The organism is Salinisphaera sp. Q1T1-3 (assembly GCF_003602005.1).
Taxonomy (GTDB): domain Bacteria; phylum Pseudomonadota; class Gammaproteobacteria; order Nevskiales; family Salinisphaeraceae; genus Salinisphaera.
Genome location: NZ_QZWD01000002.1, coordinates 217,234 through 231,591, shown reverse-complemented (window position 1 = coordinate 231,591; position 14,358 = coordinate 217,234). Strand labels below are relative to the sequence as shown.

Genomic DNA, 14,358 nt, shown 5'->3' with positions numbered 1-14,358 from the left:
TGAATAAATACAGGCGGTGGTTCCAGCACCGCCTGTAAAGAGCTAGCGAATCGAGACGATCGCAACCGAATCCACCGGTTCAATGTGGATAAGGAGGAGCGCGTCATGTCTTGCAAACATGCCGTTGAGATATAAGTAACGGCGAGTCAAAACTATGAGGCACAGGGCTCGCAGCTCTGTGCCTCATTTTGCCAGATAAGGAGCAAATGAGGAATCCAAGCGATGTCCGAAACGCAAGCGAAAGCGCTCCGATCGACGATCGAACGCTTCCTGGGTGAGCGGTTTGCGGCTAAAACCGAAAAGCTGTCGACCGACGAACCGCAGTACCAAAAACTCACCGATCAGTTTCACTACGAGACCTGGCTGACGGACGCGGCCCGCCGCGTCGCCCAACTTCAGGTCGTTACCCACTCACTCAAACCGGTCCATCCCGACGCCAAGGGCTCCAGCCTTTATGCCCCGCCCCGGGACGACACCGTATCGCACACCATCGGTACGCATACGCTTGACGATGATTTCACGGTGGACGTGGTCGGCAACGCGGCGGCACTGGACGTTTTCAAACTCCTCAAGCTGGAGCACGATGGCCGAACGCTGCTGGAGCGCGTCGAACAAGGGGACGAGCAGTTAGCCGCGGCCTTGAGCGACGACCCGGCAGTCGCACAGCAGTTGATGCGCGATTTCGCGACGATCACCGAGCCGTCCGGGCAACTGTCGTCGCACAAGCGTGGCAAGCAGCTTTACTGGTTGGTCGGTGACGATCCCTCGCTCAACGACGATTTTCATCTCGTATCGCCGCTCTACGCCACATCGCTGGCGCATCGGGTATTCCGCACCATCAACGATGACCGGTTCTCTGATACGGCCAAGGCCGCTCGTGAGGCGCGTAAAAAAGGCGAACCCGCCGACCATGGCTACGTGGATTATCCCGGTCTGGCCGTTCAACGCTTTGGCGGCAGCAAGCCACAGAACATCTCGCAGCTGAACAGCGAACGCGGCGGCAACAACTATCTGTTGAGTTGCGCCCCGCCGACTTGGCGCTCGCGCCATGTCTCGCCCATCCACGGCTCATCGGCGTTCACGGCCTTTGGCCGGCGCCCGGATGTCCGCCGCAATCTGCGAGCGCTGGGCCATATGCTCGCCGGCGATCCCGAGCCCAATATGGATACACGCGATCGGCGTGACGAGCTCACGCGTGCGTTGGTCGATGAACTCATCGTCTTTACTTCTGAGATGCATCAGCTCGAACCCGGTTGGACCGATCACTGGCACTGCCGGCTTGCCTTCGCGCATCAATGCTGGCTCGACCCGTTTCGAGCGGCCGAAGACAACGAGTTTCGCGCCGAGATGGCAGACACCGACTGGCTGACGACCATCTGCGCGGATTTCAGCCGCTGGCTGAACGGACGGCTCGAGTACTTCTGGAAACTGGCCATGGGCGATCCCGAACATCGGCATTTCGCTCAATCGGCAGCCAAGGACCAGAACGTGGCCACCCTGGCCGAGACCTACCGGGAATGGCAGGCCGATCTGCAGGCCGAAATGGCCGGCTTCGCGGAGGTGATCGACGATGACCGATAAACCACGCCATCTGCTCACCCTGCCCCACCTGAAGGTACAGAACGCCAACGCGATTTCCAGCCCGATGACCTGGGGCTTCCCCGCAATGAGCGCTTTTGTCGGCTTCATGCATGCGCTGGACCGACGCCTGCCGGACGACGACTGGCTGGCCTTCAAGGGCGTCGGCGTGGTCTGTCACTCGCACGAAATTCAGTCATCGCCTGCCGGCTACAACCTGCAACAATTCCATCTCACGCGTAATCCGGTCGGCAAGGATGGCACCACAGCCGCCATTGCCGAGGAAGGCCGGATGCATATGGATATCTCGCTGGTGTTTTCGGTCCGCGGCGATAACTGTATCGGGAGCAACGAGGCCCGGCAGCGCGTGGCCGACGCGATCTTCGAGCACGTTCACGGCATGCGACTCGCGGGCGGCAGCATTCTGGGCGACAGCCATGGCAAGCAGCCGCGGCCGAAGCTACATACCCTGTCCGACGACAGCACGGAATACGAACAACAATTCCGCCAGCTCAAACGGACGCTTCTGCCCGGCTTCACGCTCGTGCTCAACGAGCCGGTATTACAGGGTCGGCTCGAGGAACTGCAAGCAAACGATCCGAATGCAGGCCTACTCGATGCCTGGCTCGATTTCGCCCGCCTGCATCACGACTACCACACAGACGACAACGCTGATCATGGCCGCTGGGAAATTCGGAGCCGACCCGGCTGGCATGTACCCATTCCGGTGGGCTACGGCGCCCTGAGCCCGCGACATGATCCGGGTGAAGTCGCGAAAGCGCGCGATACGACAACGCCGTTTCGATTTGTCGAAAGCCTTTATTCCATCGGGCAATGGGTGAGCCCGCATCGGCTGAACCGACCGGAAGCCCTGCTCTGGTATGTCGACAACGACCTCGACCAGGGCATCTATCGACTGAACAACGACTACGCCACGCAGCACGCCAAAAACTGAGGGGAATCATCATGGCCAAGAAAGACGAACTCAAAGCATCCGTACTCGCCTTCGACCGTAAGCTCGACCCGTCCGACGCCCTATTCCAGGCCGGCGCCTGGGACGATCGCGACTCCCACGATCAATGGCCGGATATCGGCATCCGAGAGAAATCCGTCCGCGGCACAATTTCCAACCGATTGAAAGCCAAGGATCAGGATCCGGCCAAGCTCGACGCCGCGATCGAAAATCCCAACCTGCAGACCGTAGACGTCGCCACGCTGCCCCACGATGCCGACACCCTCAAAGCACATTTCACGCTGCGCGTGCTCGGCGGCGCCGGCAAACCCTCGGCCTGTAACAACGCCGACTACGAAGCCAAGCTCCTGTCTGCGGTCAACGGCTATGTCGACGAACAGGGTTTCGGCACGCTGGCCGCACGCTATGCCTACAACCTCGCCAACGGACGTTTTCTGTGGCGCAACCGACTCGTTGCCGAAGATATCGAAGTGCGTATTCGCCACGTGTCCAAGGGCGAAACGCAGACCGAGTGGGTCTTCGATGCACAGGAGCTTAGCCTTCGCGGCTTCGAGGCCAGTGGCGACGCGCAAAACCAACTCGATTCGCTGGCACGCGTGATCGCCGCCGGGCTCGCAGGCGAACATTACGTGCTGCTGGATATTGTCGCCTTTGCCCGCGTCGGCGCCGGTCAGGAAGTCTTCCCCTCTCAGGAACTGGTGCTCGACCGGAGCCGAGGCGACAAATCGAAGACCTTGTATAAGGTCGGCGACGTCGCGGCCATGCATTCCCAGAAAATCGGCAATGCGCTTCGCACGGTCGACACCTGGTACCCGGCAGCCGCCGAAAAAGACCTGGGCCCGATCGCGGTCGAACCCTACGGCTCGGTGACCACTCAAGGTACCGCCTATCGCCAGCCCAAGGCCAAGGTCGATTTCTACACGCTGCTCGATAACTGGATGATCAAGGACGACAAGCCGGCCGTCGAGCACCAGCACTTCGTCATGGCCACACTCATCCGGGGCGGCGTCTTCGGGGAGGCCGACTAGCGATGACGCATTATCTCGATATCGTCCTCCGCCCCGATCCCGAGTTTCCGGCGCCCATGCTGATGGGCGCCTTGTACAGCAAGCTGCACCGGGCGCTCGCGGCGCTCGAGGCCAACGACATCGGCATCAGCCTGCCGGACCACAAGACCGGCGTTCGCGCCCGTCATCCGGGCGACACGCTGCGCCTGCACGGCGGCTTGGACCGGCTCGGCCAACTCATGGCCACCGACTGGCTCAAGGGAATGCGCGATCACGTGGAAGTCGGTGATATGGCCTCGGTGCCGGCAGACGCCACCTATCGAACCGTGCGACGCCGCCAATTCAAGACCAACGCCGATCGCCTTCGCCGCCGTCGTATGCGACGCCACGGCGAATCCGAGGCCACAGCCGCCGAGCGTATTCCCGAAAGTGTCGAGCAACGCATTTCATTGCCCTTCGTGCAGGTCCGCAGCAGCAGCACCGGGCAACGCTTCAGCCTGTTCATCGAACACGGCCCGAAACAGTCGGCACCTCAGGATGGCGCTTTCAACCACTACGGGTTGAGCTCGGACGCGACTATCCCCTGGTTTTGACCCTTTTTGGCGACAAATCCAAGGCTATTTATAAATCAATCACTTACAGATCGCCTTATAAAAAGGGTTGTGAGGCACAACACAAACCCAGGTCTTTAAGAATCAGCTATATACGAGCTTTTAGCTCTAGTTCGCTGCCGCGTAGGCAGCTCAGAAACAGGGCAAGATGCCCGGGCCCGGCGGCATTTGGTTCGCTGCCGCGTAGGCAGCTCAGAAATCGACCATGACGGCCGGGCCGCCGGCCAGTCGGTTCGCTGCCGCGTAGGCAGCTCAGAAAGAGCGCGCCTGCGTTGATGCACTGCGTCACCCGTTCGCTGCCGCGTAGGCAGCTCAGAAAATTAGCACGACTACGCTGGTGTAGTACCCCGCGTTCGCTGCCGCGTAGGCAGCTCAGAAATCGTCGAACGGTGGGCATTTCATCTGACGAATGTTCGCTGCCGCGTAGGCAGCTCAGAAATCGAATACGGGCCATCAGCTCCGATCGCCGGGGTTCGCTGCCGCGTAGGCAGCTCAGAAATGCCAACGCCTCCGGCTGAAGGTCGCCATACAGTTCGCTGCCGCGTAGGCAGCTCAGAAATCTCTGGCCGACCTAGCCCAGATGGACGTCACGTTCGCTGCCGCGTAGGCAGCTCAGAAAGGCAATCAGGTTTGGCACGACGGCAACACAGGGTTCGCTGCCGCGTAGGCAGCTCAGAAAGAGATATTCACGCGTGGCCGGCATCGTGTCACGTTCGCTGCCGCGTAGGCAGCTCAGAAATGAAAGCGCTCCGCGAAATCGTCACGAGCGACGTTCGCTGCCGCGTAGGCAGCTCAGAAAGTTATCATCAGTCGTGGCGCCGCCGCCCGACCGTTCGCTGCCGCGTAGGCAGCTCAGAAAAGACCCGGCCCAGCCGAGAGCTGTTCAACAAGGTTCGCTGCCGCGTAGGCAGCTCAGAAACGACCCATTCGGACGTGCTGCGGTATTACGCCGTTCGCTGCCGCGTAGGCAGCTCAGAAATGCGTGTTGCCGAGCCGCATCACGACGCGACGGTTCGCTGCCGCGTAGGCAGCTCAGAAACGCGAGGCAGACGGCGGCCAGATCATGCTTGATGTTCGCTGCCGCGTAGGCAGCTCAGAAAACTCTTTTTTTGTTTGCATGTCCGTACCCCGTGTTCGCTGCCGCGTAGGCAGCTCAGAAACGATCGCGAATGCACCGCGTGATATTCCGGCGGTTCGCTGCCGCGTAGGCAGCTCAGAAATATTCGGGGGCGTTGGCGTATATCTCGCGAACGTTCGCTGCCGCGTAGGCAGCTCAGAAAAAGACTCTAGCCTTTCGTTACCTCTCCAATAGGTTCGCTGCCGCGTAGGCAGCTCAGAAATGAAGCCATTGAACGATCGTTATCCGATCATTGTTCGCTGCCGCGTAGGCAGCTCAGAAAACGTGTTCGCACTCCACATCAGCAAGCCATTGGTTCGCTGCCGCGTAGGCAGCTCAGAAACGCCGCGTCGAAACGTTAAATCGACGTTGGTCGTTCGCTGCCGCGTAGGCAGCTCAGAAAAAACGCGGTCAGGACATTGGCCGCTCTCTAGAGTTCGCTGCCGCGTAGGCAGCTCAGAAATGCACAACGAGCGCAGCCCTTTTTCGATACACGTTCGCTGCCGCGTAGGCAGCTCAGAAATGAACCGTGGCCGCATCCTCGGCGTTTTTCGCGTTCGCTGCCGCGTAGGCAGCTCAGAAATTGATACCCCACCAGCCCTTGGCCTGCAGCCGGTTCGCTGCCGCGTAGGCAGCTCAGAAAAATCCAACAAACCGCGCCGCTGCAACCGCGCAGTTCGCTGCCGCGTAGGCAGCTCAGAAAATCGGGATGCCATGCGCTGCCGCCCTGGGCCGGTTCGCTGCCGCGTAGGCAGCTCAGAAAACCGGCCGGATGCTTTGCGAGGCGTGCGGCGAGTTCGCTGCCGCGTAGGCAGCTCAGAAATCGATCCAGTCGGTGATGCTGCGCTGGGTTTTGTTCGCTGCCGCGTAGGCAGCTCAGAAAGCGACGATCAGAAGACACTGCGCAAAGCCTTGGTTCGCTGCCGCGTAGGCAGCTCAGAAAAGGTCGTCGTCGCTGCCGGCGGGCGGGGCGCCGTTCGCTGCCGCGTAGGCAGCTCAGAAAAACAATCGAGACAGCGCCATCAACGAGCCGTTGTTCGCTGCCGCGTAGGCAGCTCAGAAAGAAGCGCGGCTGACTCCAACAAATATCGGCGAGTTCGCTGCCGCGTAGGCAGCTCAGAAAAGTCGCTAACGGGCGGCTGGGCATCGCGCGTGGTTCGCTGCCGCGTAGGCAGCTCAGAAAATGCGGACCTCAACAACAGCAACCATTCGGATGTTCGCTGCCGCGTAGGCAGCTCAGAAATACATCACATTCGCCCCGCAGCAGCCGATGCCGTTCGCTGCCGCGTAGGCAGCTCAGAAAACAGCCTGGGCAAGATAAAAACCAGCGGCAGTGTTCGCTGCCGCGTAGGCAGCTCAGAAATACTCATTCGGTGGGCGGATGGGCGTTCGCTGCCGCGTAGGCAGCTCAGAAATTGATAATTGGATGATCGTTCAGGGGCCGGATGTTCGCTGCCGCGTAGGCAGCTCAGAAAGCGTCGGCCAGACGGCACGACAGCTCTCGCCCGTTCGCTGCCGCGTAGGCAGCTCAGAAAACCACTCCGTTATTGTCACGTCGTATCCACGCGTTCGCTGCCGCGTAGGCAGCTCAGAAATGATATCAGGCACGCCGAGCGCTCCCACGCGGGTTCGCTGCCGCGTAGGCAGCTCAGAAATTGCCCATCGCCGCCGACGTATCGCCGAGCGTGTTCGCTGCCGCGTAGGCAGCTCAGAAAATGGAACTGGCCTACCTGTGCCGCGCGCGCATGTTCGCTGCCGCGTAGGCAGCTCAGAAACTCGGAATTTGTCGACGAGAGGGCCGATGCCGGGTTCGCTGCCGCGTAGGCAGCTCAGAAAGTTGTCGTTAGCACTTATAAGAGTCACGTCGTGTTCGCTACCGCGTAGGCAGCTCAGAAATGACCTCGCGCAAACTCGGCGTGCAGACGCTCGTTCGCTGCCGCGTAGGCAGCTCAGAAAGAACTCGTCGACGCCCATGTGCTGGCGATAGAGTTCGCTGCCGCGTAGGCAGCTCAGAAACACCGCCGTCAGGAACACCACGCTGCTCGATGCCTGATTGCAATGCTTATTTCGACTCGTCGTTCAGACTGAGGCCAACCGCAACGGTCAACGCCTGGGCCAGGCACATGGAGGCCGTCAGTGACCGGAAATTGTGTAGCTCCGCGTCGTGGACTTCCAGGCAGACGGTGGCGTGGGCGGCGACCGGGCTCAGGGGGCTGTCGGTGAGGGCAATGATGGGGGCGCCGTTTTCGTGGGCGCGGCGGATGATGTCGGCGGTTTCTTCGGCATAGGGGTGGAACGACACGGCGAACAATACATCGTCGGCCGCGATACGCGCCGCCTGCTGTTCGAGCATGCCGCCCAGGCCGTCGAGCAGGGTGACGTCGGCATCGATCTGCCCGAGGGCATAGCCCATGTAGGCGACGACCGGGAACGAGCGGCGCTGGCCGCACAGGTGGATGCGCCGCGCGCCGGCCATGATGTCGGCGGCCTGTTCCAGCGCCTGGGCGTCGATGTCTTCGCCGAGATGTTCGAGCGACATGCGGTTGGCGTAGCAGAACTCCTGCAGGATGGCGCGAGCCGAGGTATCGCCGTCCCGGCTTTCCTCGTGACGCAGCCGCCGCAGTCGTTCGCTGTAGCTGGACGCGGTTTCAGCCAGACGGGTCTGGTAGATGCGCTGAAGCTCGGAGAAGCCGGAGAAACCGAAAGCCTTGGCGAACCGGATGATGGCCGACGGCTGTACCGCCGCCCGCTCGGCGATCACGGCCGTGGTTTCCAGTGCCATGTCGTTGGGATGGTCGACCGCGAACTGGGCGATCTGTTGCAGCCGTTTCGACAGGTTCGGGTACTGCGCGAGTATCCGTTGCTGTAGTTCGGCCGGCGTGTTGGGCCGGTTGATCTGGATGTCGCTCATCGCTCCCTGTGTGTTGCTGGTCGTGGACCATGGGCGGCCGCGCCCCGATGCCCCCGCACCGGGCGACGTGTCGACCCCGACGGCCGACACGTCGACACGCTGGGCTATCGTCCCATCTCGTGCTGCAGGGATTCGAGCTCTGCCCCGCCAGCCATGCGGTAGATCAGATCGTCGACGCTCAATTCCTCGCGCCGCGCCCGCAGATCGATTTCGCCCCGAGACAGGATCGCGAAGCTGTCGCCGACCATGTAGGCATGATGCGGGTTGTGTGTGATGAACACCACGCCCACACCGGATTCCTGTGCCGCCCTGGAAATATACTTGAGTACCACACCCGATTGTTTCACGCCAAGCGCGGCCGTCGGCTCGTCGAGAATCAGCACGCGCGCCCCGAAATGAATGGCGCGGGCGATGGCCACACATTGACGCTGGCCGCCGGACAGCGTGCCCACGGGCTGTTCGAGATCCTTGACCACGATGCCCATGTTCTGGAGCGCCTGGTCGGTGATCTCTTTCATTTGGGCCTTGTCGAGACGGGCGAATGGCCAGACACCGCGCGTGAGCTCGGAACCCAGGAAGAAATTGCGCCAGACCGGCAGCAGCGGTACCAGCGCCAGATGCTGGTATACCGCGGAGATTCCCAGATCCAGCGCTTCACGCGGCGACCCGAAACGCACATCGTGTCCGTCGACGGTATAACGGCCGCTGGTGTGTTGATGCAGACCGGCGATGATGTTGATCAGCGTGGATTTGCCGGCCCCGTTGTCGCCCAGCACACAGCAGACCTCGCCGGCGGCCACGTCGAGATTGATACCGCGCAGCACGTCGATCGGCCCAAAGGATTTGCTGACGTCGGTCAGCCGGATGAGCGGATGTCCTTTCTGTTGTGTCATGGCATTACCCTCGCGTGACCTGGCGACGGATCCAGGCGTTGAACACGGTGGCCAGCAACAGCATCACCCCGACGAAGAACATGAACCATTGCGGGTCCCAGCCGGCATAGATGATGCCCTGGGTGGTCATGCCGAAGATGAAACCGCCGATCGCCGCGCCGATGGCCGACCCGTAGCCGCCGGTCAGCAGACAACCGCCAACCACGGCCTGGGCGATGTAGAGCAGTTCGTTGCCGACGCCTTCGCCGGACTGGACCGTCACGTAGTCAAACAGCAGGTGCATGCCGACAAACCACGCGGCAAACCCCACGCCCATGAACAACCCGATCTTGACCTTGTTCAGCGGCACGCCGACCGCCCGGGCGCTGTCGCCCTGCCCGCCGACCGCGAAGATCCAGTTGCCCACACGGGTGCGCAACAGAATCCAGGTGGCCACGGCGACAAAGGCCAGCCAGTAGAACACCATGATGCTGATCGACATGCCGAAGATGTTGAAGTAGGAGGCGAAGACGCTCTGCGCCGAGTCGAAACCCGCCAGATCGGAGATATCACCGGTGGCCACGTTCCCGGTCACCAGCTTGGTGATCGCCAGGTTCAGGCCCTGCAGCATCAGAAATGTCGAGAGCGTGACGAGAAAACTGTGCAACCCGGTCTTTATGAGCAGGATGCCGTTGAGTGCGCCAATGGACAGGGACAGCACGAGCGCAAAGCCTACGCCGACCCACACATTGCCGGTGATCTGAGCCGCGAACATCGAGGCTGCCAGCGACGAGGCAGTGACGGCCACGCCGGCCGACAGATCAAATTCGCCGCCGATCATCAACAGTGCCACGGCCACGGCCGGAATACCGAGTGCGGCGCTCTGGTAGAGAACGGTCGAGAACGACGCCAGATTGCGAAACGGCTCGGCAAGCGCATAGAACAGCACGAACACCAGAATGGCGCCGCCGATCGAGCCGATCTCGGGGCGCTTGATCAGCCCGGCCAGACGCTGGCCCATGCTGCGATGCGGCTCGCGCGATGCCGGCTGCGGCTGTTGGGCCGTGTTGTCGGAAGCGGCCGCCGGCGACGATGTCGCCGCCGGGCCCGTGTTGGATACGGTTTCGGACATGAGGCCTCTCCTGCGCTCAGCGCGTGCCGCGCGCGGCGAATTCCGCGACCTGGGCCACGTTGTCCTTGGTGACGAACGCCGGGCCGGTCAGCACGGCCTGGCCGCCACCGATGACGTTGCCGTTCGTTGCCTTCAGCCAGAGCGACTGGATCGCCAGATAGCCCTGCAGATAGGGCTGCTGATCGACGGCCCAGCGAATCTTGCCGGACTGGATGGCCTTGACCACGCGCTCGTCCAGGTCGAACGTCGTGACTTCGACCTGCCGGCCGGACATGCGAACCGCCCGCAGTGATGTCATCGCGAACGGCGAACCGAGCGTGGCGATGTAATCGATCGACGGATCCTGCTGAAGCTTGGCCAGAATGCGCGAGCGCACGCTCGTCATGTCCTGGCCGTTGACGTAGAGGATCGTGGTCTTGCCCTCAAAGCCTTTCTCGATACCTTCACAGCGCCGGGCCAGCGAGACATTGCCCTGTTCGTGATTCACGCACAGCACGTGCTTGGCGCCAACGGTATTCAGACGCTCGCCGTAGGCCCGACCGGCCACGACCGGATCCTGACCGATATAAGCGAATACGCCGGTCTTCTTCCACTCGTTCAAACCGCTGTTCAGGCCGATGACGGGAATGCCGGCACGATTGGCCTTGGCCACCGCGCTCTTCATGGCATCGGGATGCGACAGCGTCAGCGCGATGCCGTCGACCTTCTGGTTGATGACGTTGTCGACCAGCGTGGCCTGCTGGCTGGCCGCCGGGTTGTGTGCATAGATCAGGCGCGCGCCGAGTTTGTCAGCTGCTGCCTCGGCGCCCTTGCGCTCGATGTCCCAGAACGTATCGCCCGGTGCGGCATGCGAAATCAGCGCGAAGACGGGCTGCTTGTCATTCGACTGAGCCAGCGCTGGCGCCGCAAACGACAGGACGCCGATCAGTGCCGTGGCGGTCGCTGTGGCCAGACCACGTCTCAGGTGACCGATATTCATGTTCCATTCTCCTCGAAAGACCTGTTTTTATTGAGCAGACCGGTTTGGCACCAGCATCCACCCTGAATATGACCTTACGATTCAATGGAAAAAATATTCCATTCGACGTTTGTATGAAAATTTATTGCCATTTAAATAGCTAAAACCGTTGCCCTTGATTTTGAAAGATATTTTCTCGACAGCGCGCTTTTCATCGACATGAAACAGCTGGCGGCAATCGCTATCGGGGCGCCGTCAGAACGCCCTGTGCATGCTCGCCCAGCGGATCAATGCGGCCTCGTCATGTCGAAAAAACTGTTTTCTACACACACTTTCGCGCATTGATTCGACTTGGCCCTGTTCCTGGCAATCTAGCGCCTCTCAACACTTCGCACGTGACCGCGTTGCCGCCCAGGAACCGGCCAAAAAACCGGCCAGGAACCGGCCAGGCAAGGCGCATGGCGGCGGCCTTGGTCATGCCAGGGTCAAGCCGTGAAACAGCGCTCGTCCCTTCGGGTTGGGCCGCCCATGAAAAATCGACGATGGGCGCCCGGCGGCGTTGCGAGCCTTGATCGTGGCACGCCACGATCGGCAACTCGCGCCTTGCCGGACACGCTGCGGTCTCTCGACGACAAGGCGCTCGAACGAAACCTCAACACGCCCTAGAAGCCTCGGAAACAGTCATCGCCGCTGCGACACCGCGGTACGGCCATCGCCGTCCGTGATATCCATCGAGCGGGCATGAAAAAGCCGGCGCGAAACGCCGGCTTCGAGAAGGCATCGGGCGTGCCGATGTGGCAACGCACGATGGCCGGAATGACGGCGCGAATCAGCCGTGCCGGGCGCGGAACTCCGACTCGAATTCCTCGAGCGACTTGCCGCGCGTCTCCGGAACCGCCGTGATCGTGAAGATCAGGCCCAGCACCGAGATGCCGGCGAAGATGAAGAACGCCGGGCCGATGCCCAGCGCCGCGACCACGGGCGGGAAGCCGAAGGCCACGATCGCATTCGCGATCCAGAGCACGAAGACACAGATGCCCATGGCGAAGCTGCGGATCTTGAGCGGAAAGATTTCGGAGAGCATGAGCCAGACCAGCGGCCCGAGCGTGCCCTGCATGGAAAAGACGAAGGCCACGACGAACACGAGCGTGACGTAGGGCTTGTAGGCGGTATCGGGCATGAAGGCGGCCGAAAGCCCGACCAGAACATGGAACAGTGCGATCAGTGCGAAACCGCCGATCAGCATCGTGCGCCGATCCAGCTTGTTGATCAGCAGGATGCCGACCGTGATACCGAGCACGCTGAACAGCCCGTTGAAGGTGTTGGCGATGACGGCGCCGTTGTTGGAAAAGCCGGAGCTTTCCAGCATGTGCGTGCCGTAATACATGATGGCGTTGATGCCGGTGAATTGCTGGAAGATGCCGAGCGTCGCCCCGATGACGATCAACCAGCGGATCCAGGGCTCGGACAGATCACGAATACCACCGGATTTGGAGTGCCGCTCCCGCTCGAGCAGCGCATTGACTTCGGCCATTTCTGCCTCGGCCCGACGCGGCGAACGAATCGTCTTGAGCACATCGAAGGCGGCCTGGCGCTGATTCTGGTCCGACAACCAGCGCGGGCTCTCCGGCACGCGCAGCATGCCGACCAGCAGCGCGAATGCCGGCAGAACGCCCACGACCAGCATATAGCGCCACACATCGGGGGACTGACCCCACAGATGCAGGATCACCGCATTGATGACGAACGCCGCGAACTGCCCGGACACGATCATGATCTCGTTACGTGTGACCAGACTGCCCCGCCGTTCCGTTGGCGCCACTTCGGCCAGATAGACCGGCACGGTGGTTGAAGCGCCGCCCACAGCCATACCGAGTATGAAACGGAACAGCGACAGGATCTGCCAGTTCGGCGACAGCGCCTGCCCGAAGGTGCCGACGATGAAGATCAGCGACAGCAGCAGAATCGTCTTCCGCCGGCCGTAGGCATCGGCCAGTCGCCCGATCACGGCAGCACCGATGGCGGCACCGAATACGAGAATACTGACTGCGAAACCCTGCGTCATCGGCGTCAGGCCGAGGTCTTGCGTCATCGGGTTCACGGCGCCGTTGATCACGCCGGTGTCGTAGCCGAACAACAGCCCGCCGAAGGTGGCGATGAAGGCGATCAGGCCGAGCTGGCGGGTATGCCGTCCCGGTTCGTCGGGCGGCAGCGCCATGCCAGGCGCGGTTTGACGGGAGCTCACGATAAATTCCTCCGAAAGAGTGATCCGCCGATGCGGCTCGTCATGTTGTTTTCATTACAGGACACCGCCGCGAACGCTGTGCCACGCCCGCACGACGAGAACCACGATATGCCGCCGACCGTGATGATGCCGACGGGTACCGCAAAGCACGCGCCGGACCGCCGCGATCGGCCGAATCCTTGATCCGAACAGTAAGATTCAGGCGCTGACCGGTCAAACTTTTCGTTTCATCATTTGGTATTATGGAATTTATTTTCCAATTCGTATTTCGCCGAAACATGCCGCCTCTCAGCCACGCATGAAGCACGGTCCATGAAACCGACCTGGCGAGCTACGTGATTGTTAACGCGCTGGATTGATGTCAGCGCTGCGTCGACACCGCGGACGCATATCGCCGGCATCGGGCCGGATACCGTGGCAGGGCCGTCGGTCTGAAACCGTGCAACACGATTTCTTTATGGAAAATATATTCCATGAAACCCACGAGCCTACGGCTTGCGTGATGCGCGTGGCGGTCAGCGATACCGCGGGCACGACCAACGGGCCATCGAAGCGGCCTTGAACAAGCGAGGACAACGAAGGCGCGCCAGCGACAGTGGCGACGTCATCGGGCTCGCCGGCAATGGCAGCGGATGCGCGTTCATGCCGGCCTGTCAGTGGCCATCGCGGCGCAAGACAGGCAAGACCGATGACATACATGTGCCCGCGATCGCCACGCGCCGGCTGGAACGCTTGGCGAATGAGCGCGCCTGGCGGGGTCGGCCCCAGGGCGTGTTGAGGTTTCGTTCGCGCGCCTTTTCGTCGAGAGACCGCCGTGTGTCCGGCAAGGCGCGAGTCGCCGTATCGTGGCGTGCCACGATCAAGGCTCGCAACGCCGCCGGGCGCCTATCGTCGATTTTTCATGGGCGGCCCGACCTGAAGGGACAAGCGCTGCGCATTGGCGACGCGGTGTGG

The 14,358-nt window shown here is 61.5% G+C and carries 10 protein-coding genes and 1 CRISPR repeat array; of the genes, 5 read left to right on the top strand and 5 right to left on the bottom strand.

The window, feature by feature from the left end; translation table 11 throughout:
• Positions 1 to 222: 222 nt before the first annotated feature.
• The 4 genes from csy1 to cas6f are packed head-to-tail and all read left to right on the top strand — an operon-like array spanning position 223 to position 4,151.
• Positions 223 to 1,581, top strand: a complete 1,359-nt coding sequence (gene csy1, locus D3260_RS03195; protein WP_120097117.1) for a type I-F CRISPR-associated protein Csy1 — start codon at positions 223 to 225, stop codon at positions 1,579 to 1,581.
• Complete coding sequence (csy2, locus tag D3260_RS03190) at positions 1,571 to 2,533, top strand: type I-F CRISPR-associated protein Csy2 (protein WP_120097116.1); 963 nt, start codon at positions 1,571 to 1,573, stop codon at positions 2,531 to 2,533. Before csy1 ends, csy2 begins: the two co-directional genes overlap by 11 nt.
• A gap of 11 nt (positions 2,534 to 2,544) precedes the next feature.
• On the top strand, positions 2,545 to 3,579 hold the full coding sequence (csy3, locus tag D3260_RS03185) for a type I-F CRISPR-associated protein Csy3 (protein WP_120097115.1): 1,035 nt from the start codon (positions 2,545 to 2,547) through the stop codon (positions 3,577 to 3,579).
• 2 nt (positions 3,580 to 3,581) lie between these two features.
• On the top strand, positions 3,582 to 4,151 hold the full coding sequence (gene cas6f / locus D3260_RS03180) for a type I-F CRISPR-associated endoribonuclease Cas6/Csy4 (protein WP_120097114.1): 570 nt from the start codon (positions 3,582 to 3,584) through the stop codon (positions 4,149 to 4,151).
• 129 nt (positions 4,152 to 4,280) lie between these two features.
• Positions 4,281 to 7,302: direct repeats of the CRISPR family, unit length 28 nt; unit sequence GTTCGCTGCCGCGTAGGCAGCTCAGAAA.
• A 46-nt stretch (positions 7,303 to 7,348) separates the two neighbouring features.
• Here the strand turns inward: cas6f and D3260_RS03175 are convergent.
• The 5 genes from D3260_RS03175 to D3260_RS03155 all read right to left on the bottom strand — a co-directional run bounded on the left by D3260_RS03175 (position 7,349) and on the right by D3260_RS03155 (position 13,404).
• Positions 7,349 to 8,197, bottom strand: a complete 849-nt coding sequence (locus D3260_RS03175) for a MurR/RpiR family transcriptional regulator (RefSeq protein ID WP_120097113.1) — start codon at positions 8,195 to 8,197, stop codon at positions 7,349 to 7,351.
• A 104-nt stretch (positions 8,198 to 8,301) separates the two neighbouring features.
• Complete coding sequence (locus D3260_RS03170) at positions 8,302 to 9,090, bottom strand: ATP-binding cassette domain-containing protein (protein WP_120097112.1); 789 nt, start codon at positions 9,088 to 9,090, stop codon at positions 8,302 to 8,304.
• Positions 9,091 to 9,094: 4 nt separating this feature from the next.
• Positions 9,095 to 10,201 carry an ABC transporter permease gene (locus D3260_RS03165; RefSeq protein ID WP_120097111.1) on the bottom strand — a complete coding sequence of 369 codons (1,107 nt, stop codon included), beginning with the start codon at positions 10,199 to 10,201 and terminating at the stop codon, positions 9,095 to 9,097.
• 16 nt (positions 10,202 to 10,217) lie between these two features.
• Positions 10,218 to 11,180, bottom strand: a complete 963-nt coding sequence (locus tag D3260_RS03160; protein WP_120097110.1) for a substrate-binding domain-containing protein — start codon at positions 11,178 to 11,180, stop codon at positions 10,218 to 10,220.
• An 808-nt stretch (positions 11,181 to 11,988) separates the two neighbouring features.
• Entirely contained in the window at positions 11,989 to 13,404 is a 1,416-nt protein-coding gene (locus D3260_RS03155) for a sugar porter family MFS transporter (RefSeq protein ID WP_199671336.1), read from the bottom strand.
• Between the two features lie 19 nt (positions 13,405 to 13,423).
• On the opposite strand from D3260_RS03155, the gene D3260_RS18045 reads away from it, so the two are divergent.
• Entirely contained in the window at positions 13,424 to 13,528 is a 105-nt protein-coding gene (locus tag D3260_RS18045) for a (2Fe-2S)-binding protein (RefSeq protein WP_370456276.1), read from the top strand.
• The last annotated feature ends 830 nt before the right edge of the window (positions 13,529 to 14,358 follow it).

Coding starts and splice junctions, on each gene's coding strand:
- csy1 (WP_120097117.1), top strand. CDS start 223: ATGTCCGAAACGCAAGCGAAAGCGCTCCGATCGACGATCGAACGCTTC.
- csy2 (WP_120097116.1), top strand. CDS start 1,571: ATGACCGATAAACCACGCCATCTGCTCACCCTGCCCCACCTGAAGGTA.
- csy3 (WP_120097115.1), top strand. CDS start 2,545: ATGGCCAAGAAAGACGAACTCAAAGCATCCGTACTCGCCTTCGACCGT.
- cas6f (WP_120097114.1), top strand. CDS start 3,582: ATGACGCATTATCTCGATATCGTCCTCCGCCCCGATCCCGAGTTTCCG.
- D3260_RS03175 (WP_120097113.1), bottom strand. CDS start 8,197: ATGAGCGACATCCAGATCAACCGGCCCAACACGCCGGCCGAACTACAG.
- D3260_RS03170 (WP_120097112.1), bottom strand. CDS start 9,090: ATGACACAACAGAAAGGACATCCGCTCATCCGGCTGACCGACGTCAGC.
- D3260_RS03165 (WP_120097111.1), bottom strand. CDS start 10,201: ATGTCCGAAACCGTATCCAACACGGGCCCGGCGGCGACATCGTCGCCG.
- D3260_RS03160 (WP_120097110.1), bottom strand. CDS start 11,180: ATGAATATCGGTCACCTGAGACGTGGTCTGGCCACAGCGACCGCCACG.